This is a genomic window from Citrobacter sp. JGM124 (assembly GCF_018257795.1).
Taxonomy (GTDB): domain Bacteria; phylum Pseudomonadota; class Gammaproteobacteria; order Enterobacterales; family Enterobacteriaceae; genus JGM124.
Map to the genome: position 1 here is coordinate 276,338 of NZ_JAERJD010000002.1, position 16,763 is coordinate 293,100.

The following is a 16,763-nucleotide window of genomic DNA, read 5'->3' on the forward strand; positions in this document are numbered from 1 at the left end:
CAAAAAATTTTTTTTAATTTTTCATATAAATCAGTATGAGAGTTAATCCAATGATTAATAATGAATTATATAAAAAAAAGCCAAATAGTGACCCGAATAAATCAATAAAGTATTATTTTCAGTGTGAATGAAAGGCACTGGCTCATGAATTTTTTAACCAAAAACTCATCATCGATGTTCAACATCATTTACCCTGCCATCTGTCATCTTTTCATTTATGCTGTCATTCAAGATCACAACGACAGGGTTAACTATGGATAGCAAAGTCGATCGCCACGTCTTCTATATTTCAGACGGCACAGCCATTACATCAGAGGTACTGGGACATGCTGTTATGTCGCAATTTCCAGTGTCCATTAACAGTGTGACACTCCCGTTTGTAGAAAATGAAACCCGGGCTTATGACGTAAAAGAGCAGATAGACCGTATCTATCGGCAAACCGGCGTCCGTCCGTTGGTCTTCTATTCAATCGTTATTCCCAGAATTCGTGAGATAATTATCCAGAGTGAAGGGTTTTGTCAGGATATCGTCCAGGCACTGGTGGCCCCACTACAGAATGAGCTGCGGATAGACCCAACGCCCGTCGCCCATCGAACCCACGGTCTTAACCCCGGTAATATCATTAAGTATGATGCACGCATCGCTGCTATTGACTATACCCTTGCCCATGACGACGGGATTTCTATGCGTAATCTTGATCAGGCACAGGTCATTTTATTAGGCGTATCTCGCTGCGGTAAAACGCCCACCAGCCTTTACTTAGCCATGCAATTCGGGATCAGGGCAGCAAATTACCCTTTCATTGCCGATGATATGGACAACCTGCAGTTGCCCCAGGAACTGAAAACACTGCAGCCGCAACTGTTTGGTCTGACGATTAGCCCAGAGCGTCTGGCGGCAATACGTGAAGAACGCCGGGAGAATAGTCGTTACGCTTCACTGCGCCAGTGTCGTCTGGAAGTGGCTGAGGTTGAGGCATTCTTTCGCAAGAATAAGATTCGTTATCTTAATAGTACCAACTATTCAGTTGAAGAGATGGCGACAAAGATTCTGGATATTATGGGACTGAATCGCCGCATGTACTAATATGCTAGTACAAAAGATCATTCATCTGTGATACAGTATGTTTAATTCTGTGGGACACATGCTTACGGCTTACACTGGTTAAAACATGCGTTGAAATCATGCTGATTTCGTTTATTGTGACTCCCATCACTTCTTAGTCTGGCAAAGGCTAAGAACGCTAATATTTTGAGACTATCATGCATAAGACAGATGAATTGCGTACTGCGCCTATTGAAAGCCTGGTAACACCCGCTGAATTAATTACTCGTTTATCCCTTTCCCCTTCTGTTGCGCAACATGTGACCGACTCCCGCAAACGAATAGAGAAGATCCTCAGCGGTCATGACGATCGCCTGTTAGTCATCGTTGGCCCTTGCTCAATCCATGATCCGGAGGCCGCCGTTGATTACGCCCGGCGCCTGGCGGCAATACGTGATAAATACCAGCACCGGCTGGAAATTGTGATGCGTACCTACTTTGAAAAACCTCGTACTGTCGTTGGCTGGAAGGGATTGATCTCCGATCCTGATTTAAATGGCCGCTGCCGTATCAATCACGGCCTGGAACAAGCACGTCGTTTACTTCTGACCATTAATGAGCTGGGAATTCCTACCGCTACGGAATTTCTCGATATGGTAACGGGGCAATTTATTGCTGACTTAATTAGTTGGGGAGCTATTGGAGCGCGTACGACGGAAAGCCAAATCCATCGGGAGATGGCTTCGGCACTGTCCTGCCCGATTGGCTTTAAAAATGGCACTGACGGAAATATTCGTATTGCTATCGATGCCATCCGGGCAGCCCAAGTCAGTCATATGTTTCTCTCCCCGGATAAACAAGGGAAAATGACAATTTACCAGACCAGTGGTAATCCTTATGGGCATGTAATAATGCGTGGTGGGGTAAAGCCTAATTATCATTCAGAGGATATTACGGGGGCATGCGAAATGCTCGAGCAGCATCAATTAGCGCCTCACTTAGTGGTGGATTTCAGTCACGGGAATAGCCAGAAAAAACATCGCCAGCAATTAATGGTTTGTGATGATATTTGTGCGCAAATTATTAATGGGCAGCAGGCTATTGTTGGTATTATGGCGGAAAGCTTCATTAAAGAAGGGACGCAGCCCCTGATCCCTGGTAAGCCTCTGGTTTATGGGCAGTCAATTACGGATGCCTGCCTTCATTGGGAAGATACTGTTACGTTACTGGATAAATTAGCTACAGCTGTTGAATCACGCTTCCAGTAATTATCTCTATATAATATATAGTGTTTTATTATGTTCTGGTTCTGTCATCTCCCGATTTTCTGGTGGTGACAGACCTTACTGATGTTTTTTTATCCCCTTTGGTTATATTTTTAACACAGGACTTACACTTCAGCTGCTCTTGCCTAAATAAAACTTGCAGCGTCCTTAACTTTTCATGATAATGATTATCATTGTTATTGTTATTGTTATTGTGATTGCCATTTATGAGTTGAATGAGTCGCATGAATAAATCATATTCCCCTGCTAGCCCACTTCCCCCAGAAATGCCTCGGCAAATTGACAGTAAAAAATTACTGGGACCTGAAGGCAAAGTGGTTATCGTGCATGAAGGTCAACAGTACCTTTTACGACAGACTCAGGCAGGAAAACTAATCCTGACAAAATAGTTTTAAAACATAAATAGTTAAAGCCAGCCACCCAGGTTTTTATGACCAAGGCAGCCAGCATTTTCTGATTTCTATGGAGAATCTTGCATGCCTCGCATTAAATCGGCAGGCTTTCGCCTGTCTGTCATTACCCTGGTCGTTTTCAGTACTCTGCCTGCTTTTGCCAAAAATGATCAAATGACTGTCGTTGCCACAGGTAATCAGCGCAGTACGTTTGAAGCCCCTATGATGGTCACTGTCATCGACGGCAATACCCCCGAAAGTGAAACCGCTGCATCTGCCGCCGATATGCTACGCCGCGTACCTGGTGTTTCCGTTTCAGGCTCTGGTCGTGTTAATGGCCAGGATATTTCAATGCGCGGTTATAGCCGCTCAGGGATTGTTACTTTAGTTGACGGGGTTCGCCAGGGCACCGACACTGGACACCTGAATAGTACCTTCCTCGACCCGGCATTAATTAAGCGTATCGAAGTGGTTCGTGGCCCTTCTGCGTTACTGTACGGCAGTGGCGCATTGGGGGGGGTTATCTCTTATCAGACCGTGAATGCAGCCGATTTACTCTATGACGGGCAGAATAGCGGCTATCGTGTCTTTTCAAATGCGGCCACAGGCGATCACAGTTTTGGCATAGGTGCCAGTGCATTTGGTCGCACGGATAATCTTGATGGGATCGTATCCTGGTCTGCCCGGGATCGTGGCAACCTGCGCCAAAGTGATGGTCAGACCGCGCCCAATGACGAAACGATTGGCAATATGCTCGCCAAAGGCACATGGTTTGTTGATGATGCTCAATCCCTTACTGGATCCGTTCGCTATTATAACAACAGTGCTCGCGAACCCAAAAATCCCCAAACCACCGAGCCGACAACCAGCAATCCTATGGTGAACCGCTCAACGATCCAGCGTGATGCAGAGCTTAAATACCACGTCGACCCGCAGAATAGTGACTGGTTAAATGCTGACGCTACTCTTTATTGGTCAGAAGTTCGTATCAATGCGCAAACAGATGACTTCAAAGGGGAATTCCGTAAACAGACGACCAATGGCATTAAGCTTGAGAATCGCAGTGACGCATTCAGCGACAGCCCGGCGGCTCACACCTTTACCTACGGTAGTGAATATTATCGCCAGAAGCAGCACCCGGGTGGTCAGACGGAAAGTTTCCCACAGGCGACCATCGATTTTAAATCAGGCTGGTTGCAAGATGAAATCACCCTGCGTGACCTCCCTGTTAGTTTCCTTATCGGTACCCGGTATGATGACTACAAAGGCAGCAGCCATGGTTACGATGATGTTGATGCCAGTAAGTGGTCCTCTCGTGGTGCGGTATCCGTGACCCCGACACAATGGCTGATGCTATTCGGTTCCTGGGCTCAAGCCTTCCGGGCCCCCACTATGGCTGAAATGTATAACGACTCAAAACATTTCACCTTGTACCCAGGCAGAACAAACTACTGGGTACCTAATCCTAACCTGCGCCCAGAAACCAATGAAACCCAGGAATACGGTTTCGGTTTGCGTTTTGACGATTTACTGATGGCTAATGATGGGCTGGAGTTTAAAGCCAGTTACTTTGATACCAAAGCCAAAGACTATATCGATACCACTGTCGACATGGATAACAACACCACCATGTCTTACAACATTCCCAGAGCCAAAATATGGGGCTGGGATGTTATGAGCAAATACACCAGCGACTTGTTCAGTCTGGGTGTGTCTTACAACCGAACGAAAGGGAAGAAAGAAGGTACCAATGACTGGCTGGCTACCGTAAACCCGGACACGGTTGTCACCACCCTGGATATTCCTGTCTCAAACAGTGGTTTCTCTGTCGGCTGGGTCGGCACATTTGTTGATCGCTACAGAGATCTTGCACCATCGACTAAGGCGCAAGCAGGCTATGGTGTTAACGATTTCTACATCAGTTATACGGGGCAGCAGCAGTTCCGCGGTATCACAACCTCATTAGTGCTGGGCAATGCCTTCGATAAAGAGTACTGGTCACCTCAGGGAATCCCACAGGATGGCCGGAATGGGAAAATTTTTGTGAGCTATCAATGGTAAAGGAGCATTACATGAGTCAGCGTTATGAAACCTGGTTACAGCTGAAGGCAGAGCATCCGAAGCAATATGCCCGGGATATTGCTAAATTGATGCACATTAGCGAAGCCGAATTGACCCACGCCCGTGTTGGTCATGATGCCAGGCGTTTAAAAAGTGATGCCAAAGCCCTGTTAAAAGCGTTGCAAGCAGTGGGCGAGACCAAATGTATCTGCCGTAATGAGTATGCGGTACATGAGCAGGTAGGACGTTTTGATAATCAGCAGCTGGACGGTCACGCTGGCCTGATACTTAATCCACGGGCTCTGGATCTGCGTTTGTTCTTTAGCCAGTGGGTGCATGCGTTCTATATTCGGGAAACCACTGCACGTGGCGAACGTCAGAGTATTCAGTTCTTTGATCGTCATGGTGATGCTGTATTAAAAGTCTATACCACGGATAAAACAGATTTTGCTGCCTGGGATCAAGTTGTTACGGAATTTACGCAAACTGAAAACCCTGATCTGGTGATAACCCCTGTTGAGGCTCCAACCGAAGCCACACCAGTAGTTGATGCCGCGAAATTTGAAGCAGAATGGCGGGCACTCACTGATGTGCATGACTTCTTTATTCTGCTGAAACGCTATCAGCTGACTCGCCAGCAAGCATTCCGTCTGGTAAGTGATGATTTAGCCTGCAAGGTGGACAATCACGCCCTGTCTGACCTGCTTGATCTGGCAAAAGAAGATCAAAACGAGATCATGATTTTCGTGGGCAACCGTGGTTGTGTGCAAATATTCACCGGTGAAATTCATAAGCTGATGCCAATGGAAAACTGGATTAACGTGTTTAACCCAGAGTTTACCTTGCACCTGATGTCAGACAAAATTGCTGAAACTTGGGTGACACGTAAACCAACCAAAGATGGTCATGTTACCAGCCTGGAGCTCTATGCTGCTGATGGTACTCAGATTGCCCAACTGTATGGCCAGCGTACTGAAGGGGAGCCAGAGCAACAGCAATGGCGTAAACAAATCGATACCCTGCTCAGTAAAGGATTAACTGCATGAGACGGCTGCTGCTCGCCCTTCTCGCCCTGCCAGTCATGGCAGGTGCGGCCGAACGCCTGGTCTCTATCGGTGGCGATGTCACTGAAATTGTCTGGGCACTGGGCGCCAATAAAGACTTAGTCGCACGAGACAGCACCAGCCTTACGCCCCCGGCGGTAACGCAATTGCCGGATGTGGGTTATATGCGTCAGTTGAACGCTGAAGGTATTCTTGCCATGCGTCCGACCCTGGTTCTGGCAAGCGCTCAGGCGCAACCCTCACTGGCACTGAAACAAGTGGAGGATGCGAATGTTAAAGTGGTCACCATCCCTGGGGCAAATGACCTGAACGTGATTGATGCCAAGGTTGAAGCCGTTGCAAAAGCCCTTGATAAAGAATCGCAAGGAAATGAACTCCGGGCACAGCTGAAACAAAAGCTGGCGTCCTTGCCGACAAAGCCTTTGGCCAAGAAAGTGTTGTTCATTATGAGTCATGGTGGCACCACAGCAATGGCAGCTGGCCAGGAAACGGCGGCTGATGCCGTGATCCGTGCCGCTGGCCTGCAAAATGCGATGCAAGGATTCACCCGTTATCAGCCGCTGTCTCAGGAAGGCGTTATCGCCAGTCAGCCAGACCTTATTCTGGTCACTACCGATGGTGTGAAAACTTTAGGTAGCGAGGAGAATGTCTGGGCTTTGCCGGGCCTTGCACAAACGCCTGCGGGTCAGCACAAACAGCTAATGGTTGTGGATGATATGGCACTATTAGGATTTGGTATCCATACACCACAGCAGGTGATTGACCTTCGGCATAAAGCGGAGCAGCTTCCGTGATACGACGTCCCCAGCCTCGCCACACATTGTGGCTAATGGGGGCCATCCTGATAGCGACGGTGCTCATTGCAGCCAATCTTGGTGCCATGAAGCTCTCTCTGGCGGTATTATGGCAGTCTGATAACGATGCTATGCGTCATATCTGGCTACATATCCGCCTCCCCCGCGTTCTGCTTGCCATCCTGGTCGGTGGGGCTCTGGCGCTATCGGGATGCGTAATGCAGGGCCTGTTTCGCAATCCCCTTGCCGATCCAGGCCTGCTGGGGATCAGTAGCGGCGCGGCACTGTTTGTTGGCCTGGCCGTCGTCTTTCCTCTTGCCTTACCAGCCATACTGGCACTGTATGCCCCCATGTTTGCCGCATTCATCGGCAGTTTAGTGGTTACTTTTGTTATTTTTCTGCTCAGTCGCCAGGGGAGCCATAATCTGTCACGGCTACTGCTGGTCGGTATCGCTATCAACGCCTTATGTGGTGCAGCGGTTGGCATACTGTCCTGGCTGAGTAACGACACCCAGTTACGTCAATTATCCCTGTGGGGCATGGGTAGTCTGGGGCAGTCACAATGGCCGACCTTACTGGCTGCCGCCTCGTTTGTGATCCCAGCCATATGGGGTATCGGATTACTGGCACGGCGTCTTAACCTGCTCCAGCTTGGCGATGAGGAAGCACACTACCTTGGCGTTGATGTTAAACGCACCCAACGTCAGTTACTGGTTCTGAGTGCTCTGCTCGTTGCAGCCGCGGTTGCCGTCAGTGGGGTTATCGGTTTTGTCGGTCTGGTAGTACCACACCTGGCACGGATGTGGTTAGGGGCCGACCACCGTTGGCTGGTGCCGGGTTCGGTACTGATAGGATCATTACTGCTCCTGGTTGCGGATACGCTTGCCCGCACCCTGGTAACCCCGGCAGAAATGCCCGTCGGGTTAATCACCAGCCTGATTGGTGGCCCATGGTTCCTGTGGATGATTTTCCGTAATCAAGGGAGGGGCTGATGCCAGCACAACTGCATACTGAGAATTTATCGTTAAAAATAGGTCATCAGCAGTTGCTTGAGAATATCAATGTCAGCCTGCACCCCGGGGAAGTCGTGGCTCTCATCGGCCCTAATGGTGCGGGAAAATCGACGCTTCTGCGAACCCTGACCGGATTCCAGCCCCCAACAAGTGGGCAGGTTTTGCTGAAGGGCAAAGATCTCACACGCTGGTCAAGTGAGTCCCTTTCACGCTTACGGGCGGTAATGCGTCAGCAAAGTACCATGGCTTTCAGTTGGTGTGTTGAAGACGTCATTGCCATGGGGCGTGCCCCATGGCCCTCTGATAACACGAATCACGTGGTCAACCAAGTGATGGCGTTAACCGGGTGTGATGCCCTTAAGGGGCGGGATTTTTCCCGTCTTTCTGGTGGGGAACAACAGCGAGTACAGTTAGCCCGAGCACTGGCCCAGCTATGGCATGATGACATTCCTCAGGGATGGCTTTTTCTTGATGAACCCACCTCCGCCCTGGACCTCTATCATCAACAGCATATATTACGCCTGCTAAAGCGACTCGCGAAAATGGGTGCACTTTCTGTTTGCGTCGTGCTCCACGATCTCAATCTGGCTGCCCTGTGGTCAGATCGTATTATCCTGTTGCACAAGGGGCGCGTCGTGGCTGACGGCACGCCTGACCACGTACTGGACGAGCAGACTTTGCAGCGCTGGTACCAGGCTGATCTGCGGGTTCTCCGCCACCCGGATCACCCGGTTCCCCAGGTGTTGCTGGAACAATAATTGAAACCCCGCTATTGCGGGGTTACGTTCTTAACTGGAACAACTGACTTCCAGTGTTTTCCCCCAGTCAGGTGGTCGCTGACTGTAATCATCATCCCTGTCCGCAAATGGCTGACACAACGCCTGATACAGTGACTCAAGTTCCCCAGTATCCCCCTGCTCTGCCCCGGCGATGGCACGCTGAGCCAGCCAGTTACGCAGTACCAGTGAGGGGTTTACCTCTTTCATTGACTGCTGACGTTCGGCATCCTCAATTTGTTCATCCTGCAACCGTTGCCGGTAATGTGCAAACCACTGGTTAAAGGCAGCCCGATCGATAAATTCATCCCCCAAAGGCGTGCCAGCACTCCCTTGTTCGGTTTCGCTCAACATACGGAAAGTGCGGGTGTAATCACTACGCTCTTTACTCATTAGCGCAAACAGCTCACTCAGGATGGCATTATCATCTTTCCGGGCGGTAAACAGGCCCAACTTAGCACGCATTCGTTGGCCAAAGGCCTGCATGAGCAGAGGCTGATACTCACCCAAAATTTCATTAAGCCTGTCCGCCGTAATTAACATCGACAGGGTCTGGGCCAGACGCTGTAAATTCCAAAGCCCTACAGCGGGCTGATTATCAAACGCGTATCGCCCCTGGTAATCTGAGTGGTTACAAATGAAATCCTGCTGATAGTCATCAAGAAAGCCATAAGGGCCATAATCCATGGTCAGCCCCAACAGAGACATATTGTCCGTATTCATGACCCCATGGGCAAAGCCAACGGCCTGCCAGTGCGCAATGAGCCCGGCAGTACGTTTGACCACATCAGTAAACCAGAGCGCATAGCCATCGGCCTCATTCTGTAAATGTGGCCAGTGGTGTGCAATAGCGTAATCGGCGAGCTGACGCACTTTCTCTGGCTCGCGACGATAGTAATAGTGTTCAAAATGACCGAAACGAAGATGGCTTGGCGCAACGCGAACCAGCATCGCGCCCTGTTCAATGGTTTCACGATGTACTGGCGTATCGCTGGTCACAATCGTGAGTGCACGAGTGGTGGGGATACCCAGGGCATGCATGGCCTCACTGGCCAAAAATTCACGAATCGTGGATCGCAACACCGCGCGACCATCCCCCATTCGGGAATAGGGAGTCAAACCTGCACCTTTAAGATGCCAGTCCATTTTTCGCCCGTCAGCCAGCAGTTGCTCTCCCAGTAACAGACCGCGACCATCACCTAACTGCCCGGCCCAGGCCCCAAACTGGTGTCCACTATAAACCTGAGCCAGGGGCTGCATACCGGGTAGCAAAGTTTCACCACTCCACAAACCGGAGGATGACGCATCAAAAAGAGAGTCTGACAGACCTAAATCCTGGGCCAGTTGTTGACTGTGACAGAGCAGACGCGCCCCTTTTAAAGGCGTCGGGGAGAGGGCCGTATAAAAACCCGGTAATTCATCATGCCAGCTATTTTGAAACGCGATAGTATTTGTCATAGATCCTCCGCCTCACAGTGTAGTCCCTGGCGAAGAATTTAAATACCGCCGAAAACCAGGGGAATTACGGTGACGTGTGTTTACCCATATTAAGCAGCGTGGGTAAATTATCAGCGGTAACAGCTGGCCATAAACTGCCACTCATCCCTGTAAATTCGAGCTTTTTCACTTCGTTGTAAAGCGCCGAGTTATCAATCCCTGATACCATCAGCCCCTGACAACATGGGGCGACCTGCCGAATAATCGCATTGGCAAATGGGATGAAGGAAAAACGCTGTGACTGGTTACGGACAAAATCTCTGTCCAGAAACACATGGCGGAACAGGCCATCGAACACGGCGCGATTTGAGCTGTTCCCACCGCCAAAATTAGCCAGTGCTAACGGAAACTTTTCTACCAGCCAAATTAACCGTAAGTTATTTCGTCCATAGGATATTCCTGAAAAAGACTCATCAACCATCAACGTTAAAAAGGGTAATTCCTGTAAGCGTGTGACCCAATTATGGTCCTGCATTATTTCAGTGAGAATAATATCATTAACATTCACCCAGACGATTATTTCACAGGAAGATAACAGCTGTTTATATTTTTCTATAAGCGTTATTTTTTCATGAAAAGTGATTAGTTGCTGTGCATCGTCACATCCTGTCGAACCAGAATTAACGGCGTTTTCTTTAGCTTCATGGCGGGCTAATTCAACCCCAAGCAGATGGTTATGGGCATTCCGGACAGGGACAAAGACATACTGGGGAGAACCAATATCAGTAAACAAGTTAATCATTTTCCCATCCTTAGGCATAGTGACCGAAATAACAAAGTACTGGCTCCAGTACCTTGAAATACAAATATATCCCGAGCCATCTGTCTTGCGGCCCGCAATATAAGCTACGAATATTACAGCGTTAAATAAAGAGCCCTGAAATAGTGGTCTGATATAAATGACAGGGGCATGAGCATCTATCTCATTGAGGGGCATTGCTGTTTACCCCCCGACATGCAACACAAACCCCGTAGGTTCGGATTTGTACCGCGATTTATGCCTGAATTGACCAGGGTAAGCATACCTGCCGGGAGAGGCTGTCAGTGCTGAACCAAGAAAGACACACAATATAAGCATCAGTATAATATGGTGCACAAAGTATAATTTCCATCCAAATTGTGCTTAAGATTGTATCTTTATGAAAGTAATAGCCTGTAAAGGCCTTAAATTGACGCCAGCATGGATTGTTCCGCCCCCGCAAAAGAATAAAAGTGCGGAGTGAGCTAAATGCGGCGCGCCTGCCAGAATTTATCCCGCCAGTAAACGTTATCCAACGAAGAGCGAATGACACCCCGGCTGGTGGACGCATGAATAAACTGGTTATCCGTGTCGTAAATCCCCACATGTAGCCCACTCTCGCCGGCCCCGGTGATAAAAAAGACCAGGTCCCCCGGTAATAACTCTGCTTTATCAATACGCGTTCCAACCTTAGCTTGCTGGCTGGTCATTCTGGGGAGTTGCAGGGAAAATATGTCCCGATAGGTGGTCAGAACAAATCCCGAACAGTCAATTCCGCGGCGACTCATGCCACCATAAACATAGGGCGCACCATGCCAGGTGCGTAACTGATCACTAAGCTGGGCGATGACGGTTATTGAGTCAGAAAGGCGGGAATTCGGTGGTGGAGCACGATGACTACTGCACCCAACCAGGATCAAGCACCATGTTGCAATCAGCCATACACGCATTCTAAAAACCTCATCAGCTTAATGAATGAACTACGCGTCACCACGGCTATGCTGAGTGAACCAGCATAGTGTGTCCTTCCACTGATAATACACGAAATGACATATTATAAGCTTCATCCAGATACCGCGGAGAAAGCACGTCTGTACTACGCCCTTTAGCCAGCATCACACCATTGCGCAACAGCCAGACTTGATCCGCATGCCCCAGACTATGATTCAGATCATGGCTGCTCATGACTATCCCTATCCCCGCCTCCCGGAAATAGTGTAATAGCCTGTCCACAGCAGTCTGCTGGGCGATATCCAGGCTATTCATGGGCTCATCCAGTAATAATAATTGCCCCCTGGCATTGATGTGTGGGTCTATCTGCATAAAGACAGCGGCCAGACGCACACGCTGCCATTCCCCCCCAGAGAGTTGATTCACTGGCTTTGTCAGTTTATGGGTAAGGTGGAGCGCCTTCCCCAGTCGTATCATCACCTCATCTGCTCCCGGCGATGACTGATGCAACTGCAAATAGTGCCAGACAGGCATAGCAAAAGGTGGGGTCTGATATTGAGTCAGCCAGGCCCGGTGATGGGACAGTTCCGCCGCCAGCCATTCAGAAAGCGGCCTCTCATTGAGCAGAACCTCACCCGGGCCATCACTCAGCCCCGCCATGCGGGCCAGCAAGGTACTTTTCCCCGCTCCATTTGGCCCGACAAGGTGGGTAATCTCGCCCGCATGAACTTCAACACTGACAGGCTCCAGTCGCCCGGCCACGGCAACATGACACAACTGCAAAATGGCCATGCTATTACGCCAGCGCGTCGATTATAGCCTTAATGACAATAGGATCGTCTGGTGTCATATCCGGAGAAAAACGTTGGATGACTTCACCATTACGGGAAACAAGGAACTTTTCAAAATTCCACAAAATATCCCCCGGGTGTTTTGGTGCCCGCCCTTTGCTGCTCATCCGTTCAAAAAAACCACTGCCTTCGGGGGCAACCGCCTTCGGCTGAATTGAGGTCAGTTGCTGATACAGTGGATGACGACCCTCGCCATTCACTTCAATTTTGCTGAACATCGGGAAAGTGACACCGTATGTGGTGCTACAGAAGGTTTTTATTTCCTCCTCACCCAGGGGCTCTTGTCCCAGGAACTGATTACAGGGGAATCCCAGGACAGTGAAGCCCTGATCTTCATAGGTTTCCTGCAATGCTTCCAGTTGTTCATACTGCGGTGTTAAACCACATTGTGAGGCCACATTAACAATTAACAGAACCTTACCCTGCCAGGGAGCAAGCGTCGTTACCTCACCATCAATGGTTTTCACTTCGTTATTTAAGATGCTCTGTGACATTACATTATTCCTTAGAAAGTTAACGACCGACTTTTAATAATAACCAGATAAATACCGGCGCGCCAAGTGTTGCTGTCACCACCCCGATGGGCAGTTCAGCTGACGCTAATGCCAGGCGTGCGACCACATCGGCCCCCGCCAGGGCTGTTGCCCCCGCCAGTGCGCTGGCGGGTAAAAGTGCGCGATGATCGCTGAGTCCGACAATACGCAGCAAATGGGGTATTACCAGCCCAATAAAGCTGATAGCCCCTGCCAGAGCAACACTGACCCCAACTAACCAGCCAGTGACAATAACCAGAATATTGCGCCATAGCCATATAGGCAAACCGAGCTGACGAGCAGAGTTCTCCCCTAATGCCATAATATTTAAAGGCCGGTACTGGCGGCATAACCAGATAATGACCGGGATCAGTGTCGCCATCAGCCAAAGCTGGCGCCAGTCAACACCGCCAAACCCACCCATCATCCAGTACATAAGCTGGCGTAAATCAAGGCTTGAGCTAAAGTACACAGCCCAGGTCATTAATGCGCTGCAAATCATCCCCAGGGCTACACCAGCCAGTAACAACCGGCTGGTTGACAGATGACGACGAGCAAATCGCAACAAAATAAGGGTGACAATGAAAGCCCCCGCAATCGCACACAAACCCAGTGCCCAACCGGGTAGCAAGCCTTGCCCCAATAACAGGCCAGCAATTAACGCCACCCCAGCCCCGCTCGACACGCCAAGTAAACCCGGTTCTGCCAGCGGATTCTCAAACAGGGCCTGCATTATTGTCCCCGACAGCGCAAGCGCGGCGCCCACTAAGAGAACAGCCAGGGTTCGAGGAAAACGAATTTGCCAGATAAAAAGCTGCCCTTCATCAGTCAGCCAGCGGGTTGGCGGTATCCAAATATCGCCGACGCATAAACCGAGAACAGAGGTCGTCAACATGGCAAGTGTAAGTGCAAAAATCCAGCGACGCTCGAATCGGCGTTGCTCGGCAACAAAAGTAAGCATCTGGCCTGGGCGGTCCTTATCGGGATAATTACGATGGTATTAGAGGAAATGGCCGGGCAAAGAAAAAGGCCGCATGCGCGGCCTTTTTAATTATGCTTGATTACTCGTCTTTTGGCGACGCATTCTCAACCCGACTTTTCAGTTTCTGACCGGGGCGGAATGTCACCACACGGCGGGCCGTGATGGGGATATCTTCACCAGTCTTTGGGTTACGCCCAGGGCGTTGATTTTTGTCGCGTAGATCAAAATTACCAAAACCCGAGAGTTTTACCTGCTCCCCATTTTCCAAAGAGCGACGAATCTCTTCAAAAAAAAGTTCCACTAACTCTTTGGCATCTCGCTTGCTAAGACCAAGCTTATCAAACAGATATTCTGACATTTCAGCTTTTGTAAGCGCCATATGTTCAATCCCTCAATGAGGCCTGGAATCGCTCTTTTAATGCTGCGACACATTTCCCAACGGTAGCAGCAATCTCCTCTTCTTCGAGTGTACGCCCTGAATCCTGCAGGATAAGGCTTATGGCGAGGCTCTTATAACCATCGGTTACGCCCTTGCCACGGTACACATCAAATAAGTTTACGCCAACTATATGATTTACGCCAACTTTCTTACATTCCAGTAAAACGTCTGCTGCGGGAACGTTTTCAGCCACTACAACAGCGATATCTCGGCGGTTTGCAGGGAAGCGTGAAACCTCTTTAGCCTGAGGAATAATGCGGTCTGACAGCTTATCCCATAAGACTTCAAATACGACAGTACGACCATTCAGATCCAGTTTACGCTCAAGCTCCGGATGTACAACACCAATATATCCAATATATTCATCCGCTAAATACAGTGCTGCACTTTGCCCTGGATGGAGGGCCGGATTATTTTGGACACGAAATTCGATATCATCCAGTTTGCCACTAAGAGAGAGCACAGATTCCAGATCGCCTTTCAGGTCGTAGTAGTCTACCGTTCTGCGTTCCAGGTCCCAATGTTCTTCATAATGACTTCCACAAATAGCACCTGCCAACATTAGATCCTGACGGATACCTAAATTAGCATGAGTATCAGGAACAAAGCGTAACCCAGACTCAAAAATACGTACACGACTTTGTTGTCTATTTTGGTTATAGACCACAGTATTCAGCAATCCGGTCAGCAACGATAAGCGCATGGCGGACATATCACTGGCAATCGGGTTCGGCAGCAGCAGGCTCTCTTCACCCGGGTGCAGAAGTTGCTGGGTTTTGGGGTCCACAAAACTGTAAGTGATAACTTCCTGATACCCTTTATCAACCAGCATGGTTTTCACACGCTTAAGTGACAAATCAGCTTCATGGTGCTCACCCATGATAAGACTGGCCTGAATTGGCTGATTTGGGATGTTATTGTAGCCATAGATGCGGGCCACTTCTTCAACCAAATCTTCTTCAATCGCCATATCAAAACGCCAGCTTGGGGCGACGGCGACCCATTGATCCTGACCAACAGTAACGGTGCAACCCAGACGTTGCAGAATATCAGTGACGTGATCATCTGCAATAGTGTAACCAATCAGGCGATCAAGTTTGTTACGGTGCAGAGTAATAGTAGCAGGAACAGGCAACTCACGTTCACTACTGGTATCAATTACTGGACCCGCTTGCCCGCCACAAATATCAATCAGTAAACCTGTCGCACGTTCCATTGCCTGATACTGTAAGGCAGAGTCGACACCACGCTCATAACGGTGAGAAGCATCCGTATGCAGGCCGTGACGACGCGCACGCCCGGTAATCGCCAGTGGGTCAAAGAAAGCACATTCCAGCAACACATCACTCGTTTCGCTATTCACCCCGGAGGACTCACCACCAAAGATACCAGCCATAGCTAGTGCCTTAGTGTGATCTGCAATGACAAGGGTATCAGCATTGAGTTTGACTTCATTACCGTCCAGCAGTACCAGAGCCTCGCCCTCTTCTGCCATACGCACCACTATGCCACCCTCAATGCGATTCAGATCAAAAGCATGCATTGGCTGCCCCAGTTCCAGAAGCACATAGTTAGTGACATCAACCACAGGATCAATAGAACGAATACCACAGCGACGCAGCTTTTCTTTCATCCACAGAGGAGTACTGGCCTTAACATTGATGTTTTTAACAACACGTCCCAGATAACGGGGACAAGCCGCCGGGGCATCCACGCGGATTGGCAAGCTGTCAGTGATTTCCACATTTACTGCATGAATTTCCGGCTGGTTTAATGGCAGCTTATTCAAAACAGCAACATCGCGGGCCACACCAATGATACCTAAGCAATCAGCACGGTTTGGCGTCACGCTGATCTCAATCGTATTATCATCAAGCTGCAGATACTCACGAATATCACACCCAATAGGTGCATCAGCGGGTAGCTCAATGATTCCGTTACTTTCATCAAGAATCCCCAGCTCAGAGAAAGAACAAAGCATTCCCTCTGAAGGTTCACCGCGCAATTTCGCTGCTTTAATCTTAAAATCGCCGGGCAGAACAGCACCCACGGTGGCAACAGCCACTTTCAACCCTTGACGGCAGTTTGGTGCCCCGCAGACGATATCAAGCAGACGGTCACCACCAACGTCGACTTTAGTCACACGTAATTTATCGGCGTTAGGATGCTGTCCACACTCAACAACTTCACCCACAACGACACCATGAAAAGCACCGGCGACAGGTTCAACGCCATCAACTTCAAGTCCTGCCATCGTAATTTGGCTGCTAAGTTCATCGCTACTGTTGGCTGGATTTACCCATTCGCGTAACCAGAGTTCACTGAATTTCATTGGATATT

General features: G+C 49.3%; 16 protein-coding genes. 8 read left to right on the forward strand and 8 right to left on the reverse strand.

The genetic code is table 11. The features are described from left to right. Positions 1–253: 253 nt before the first annotated feature. The 8 genes from JK154_RS03810 to JK154_RS03845 all read left to right on the forward strand — a co-directional run bounded on the left by JK154_RS03810 (position 254) and on the right by JK154_RS03845 (position 8,413). Entirely contained in the window at positions 254–1,087 is an 834-nt protein-coding gene (locus JK154_RS03810) for a pyruvate, water dikinase regulatory protein (RefSeq protein ID WP_211991176.1), read from the forward strand. Positions 1,088–1,263: 176 nt separating this feature from the next. Continuing rightward, entirely contained in the window at positions 1,264–2,313 is a 1,050-nt protein-coding gene (locus JK154_RS03815; RefSeq protein WP_211991177.1) for a 3-deoxy-7-phosphoheptulonate synthase, read from the forward strand. A 242-nt stretch (positions 2,314–2,555) separates the two neighbouring features. Then, complete coding sequence (gene hemP / locus JK154_RS03820; RefSeq protein WP_249215759.1) at positions 2,556–2,720, forward strand: hemin uptake protein HemP; 165 nt, start codon at positions 2,556–2,558, stop codon at positions 2,718–2,720. A gap of 87 nt (positions 2,721–2,807) precedes the next feature. Further along, entirely contained in the window at positions 2,808–4,784 is a 1,977-nt protein-coding gene (locus JK154_RS03825; RefSeq protein WP_211991179.1) for a TonB-dependent hemoglobin/transferrin/lactoferrin family receptor, read from the forward strand. A gap of 11 nt (positions 4,785–4,795) precedes the next feature. Continuing rightward, a complete protein-coding gene (locus JK154_RS03830; RefSeq protein ID WP_211991180.1) occupies positions 4,796–5,830 on the forward strand; it encodes a ChuX/HutX family heme-like substrate-binding protein in 1,035 nt (344 codons plus the stop codon). Beyond that, positions 5,827–6,642: a hemin ABC transporter substrate-binding protein gene (locus JK154_RS03835; protein ID WP_211991181.1), complete on the forward strand. Its 816-nt coding sequence runs from the start codon at positions 5,827–5,829 to the stop codon at positions 6,640–6,642. Before JK154_RS03830 ends, JK154_RS03835 begins: the two co-directional genes overlap by 4 nt. 35 nt (positions 6,643–6,677) lie before the next feature. After that, positions 6,678–7,634 (forward strand): iron ABC transporter permease, encoded by a 957-nt coding sequence (locus JK154_RS03840; protein ID WP_211991356.1) that lies wholly within the window; start codon positions 6,678–6,680, stop codon positions 7,632–7,634. Beyond that, positions 7,634–8,413: a heme ABC transporter ATP-binding protein gene (locus JK154_RS03845; protein WP_211991182.1), complete on the forward strand. Its 780-nt coding sequence runs from the start codon at positions 7,634–7,636 to the stop codon at positions 8,411–8,413. Before JK154_RS03840 ends, JK154_RS03845 begins: the two co-directional genes overlap by 1 nt. Before the next feature lie 30 nt (positions 8,414–8,443). Here the strand turns inward: JK154_RS03845 and selO are convergent, their stop codons facing one another. The 8 genes from selO to pheT all read right to left on the reverse strand — a co-directional run bounded on the left by selO (position 8,444) and on the right by pheT (position 16,755). After that, positions 8,444–9,889, reverse strand: a complete 1,446-nt coding sequence (gene selO / locus JK154_RS03850; RefSeq protein WP_211991183.1) for a protein adenylyltransferase SelO — start codon at positions 9,887–9,889, stop codon at positions 8,444–8,446. 64 nt (positions 9,890–9,953) lie between these two features. Continuing rightward, positions 9,954–10,670 carry a hypothetical protein gene (locus JK154_RS03855; protein ID WP_211991184.1) on the reverse strand — a complete coding sequence of 239 codons (717 nt, stop codon included), beginning with the start codon at positions 10,668–10,670 and terminating at the stop codon, positions 9,954–9,956. 482 nt (positions 10,671–11,152) lie between these two features. Then, positions 11,153–11,617: an NlpC/P60 family protein gene (locus JK154_RS03860; RefSeq protein ID WP_211991185.1), complete on the reverse strand. Its 465-nt coding sequence runs from the start codon at positions 11,615–11,617 to the stop codon at positions 11,153–11,155. A 46-nt stretch (positions 11,618–11,663) separates the two neighbouring features. Continuing rightward, positions 11,664–12,410 carry a vitamin B12 ABC transporter ATP-binding protein BtuD gene (gene btuD / locus JK154_RS03865; protein ID WP_211991186.1) on the reverse strand — a complete coding sequence of 249 codons (747 nt, stop codon included), beginning with the start codon at positions 12,408–12,410 and terminating at the stop codon, positions 11,664–11,666. A 4-nt stretch (positions 12,411–12,414) separates the two neighbouring features. Continuing rightward, positions 12,415–12,963 (reverse strand): glutathione peroxidase, encoded by a 549-nt coding sequence (locus JK154_RS03870; RefSeq protein WP_211991187.1) that lies wholly within the window; start codon positions 12,961–12,963, stop codon positions 12,415–12,417. Between the two features lie 19 nt (positions 12,964–12,982). Further along, positions 12,983–13,963, reverse strand: a complete 981-nt coding sequence (btuC, locus tag JK154_RS03875) for a vitamin B12 ABC transporter permease BtuC (RefSeq protein ID WP_211991188.1) — start codon at positions 13,961–13,963, stop codon at positions 12,983–12,985. A 100-nt stretch (positions 13,964–14,063) separates the two neighbouring features. Continuing rightward, positions 14,064–14,363: an integration host factor subunit alpha gene (gene ihfA / locus JK154_RS03880; RefSeq protein WP_211991189.1), complete on the reverse strand. Its 300-nt coding sequence runs from the start codon at positions 14,361–14,363 to the stop codon at positions 14,064–14,066. A gap of 4 nt (positions 14,364–14,367) precedes the next feature. Further along, entirely contained in the window at positions 14,368–16,755 is a 2,388-nt protein-coding gene (gene pheT, locus JK154_RS03885; RefSeq protein WP_211991190.1) for a phenylalanine--tRNA ligase subunit beta, read from the reverse strand. Between the last annotated feature and the right edge of the window lie 8 nt (positions 16,756–16,763).

Coding starts and splice junctions, on each gene's coding strand:
- JK154_RS03810 (WP_211991176.1), top strand. CDS start 254: ATGGATAGCAAAGTCGATCGCCACGTCTTCTATATTTCAGACGGCACA.
- JK154_RS03815 (WP_211991177.1), top strand. CDS start 1,264: ATGCATAAGACAGATGAATTGCGTACTGCGCCTATTGAAAGCCTGGTA.
- hemP (WP_249215759.1), top strand. CDS start 2,556: ATGAATAAATCATATTCCCCTGCTAGCCCACTTCCCCCAGAAATGCCT.
- JK154_RS03825 (WP_211991179.1), top strand. CDS start 2,808: ATGCCTCGCATTAAATCGGCAGGCTTTCGCCTGTCTGTCATTACCCTG.
- JK154_RS03830 (WP_211991180.1), top strand. CDS start 4,796: ATGAGTCAGCGTTATGAAACCTGGTTACAGCTGAAGGCAGAGCATCCG.
- JK154_RS03835 (WP_211991181.1), top strand. CDS start 5,827: ATGAGACGGCTGCTGCTCGCCCTTCTCGCCCTGCCAGTCATGGCAGGT.
- JK154_RS03840 (WP_211991356.1), top strand. CDS start 6,678: ATGGGGGCCATCCTGATAGCGACGGTGCTCATTGCAGCCAATCTTGGT.
- JK154_RS03845 (WP_211991182.1), top strand. CDS start 7,634: ATGCCAGCACAACTGCATACTGAGAATTTATCGTTAAAAATAGGTCAT.
- selO (WP_211991183.1), bottom strand. CDS start 9,889: ATGACAAATACTATCGCGTTTCAAAATAGCTGGCATGATGAATTACCG.
- JK154_RS03855 (WP_211991184.1), bottom strand. CDS start 10,670: ATGATTAACTTGTTTACTGATATTGGTTCTCCCCAGTATGTCTTTGTC.
- JK154_RS03860 (WP_211991185.1), bottom strand. CDS start 11,617: ATGCGTGTATGGCTGATTGCAACATGGTGCTTGATCCTGGTTGGGTGC.
- btuD (WP_211991186.1), bottom strand. CDS start 12,410: ATGGCCATTTTGCAGTTGTGTCATGTTGCCGTGGCCGGGCGACTGGAG.
- JK154_RS03870 (WP_211991187.1), bottom strand. CDS start 12,963: ATGTCACAGAGCATCTTAAATAACGAAGTGAAAACCATTGATGGTGAG.
- btuC (WP_211991188.1), bottom strand. CDS start 13,963: ATGCTTACTTTTGTTGCCGAGCAACGCCGATTCGAGCGTCGCTGGATT.
- ihfA (WP_211991189.1), bottom strand. CDS start 14,363: ATGGCGCTTACAAAAGCTGAAATGTCAGAATATCTGTTTGATAAGCTT.
- pheT (WP_211991190.1), bottom strand. CDS start 16,755: ATGAAATTCAGTGAACTCTGGTTACGCGAATGGGTAAATCCAGCCAAC.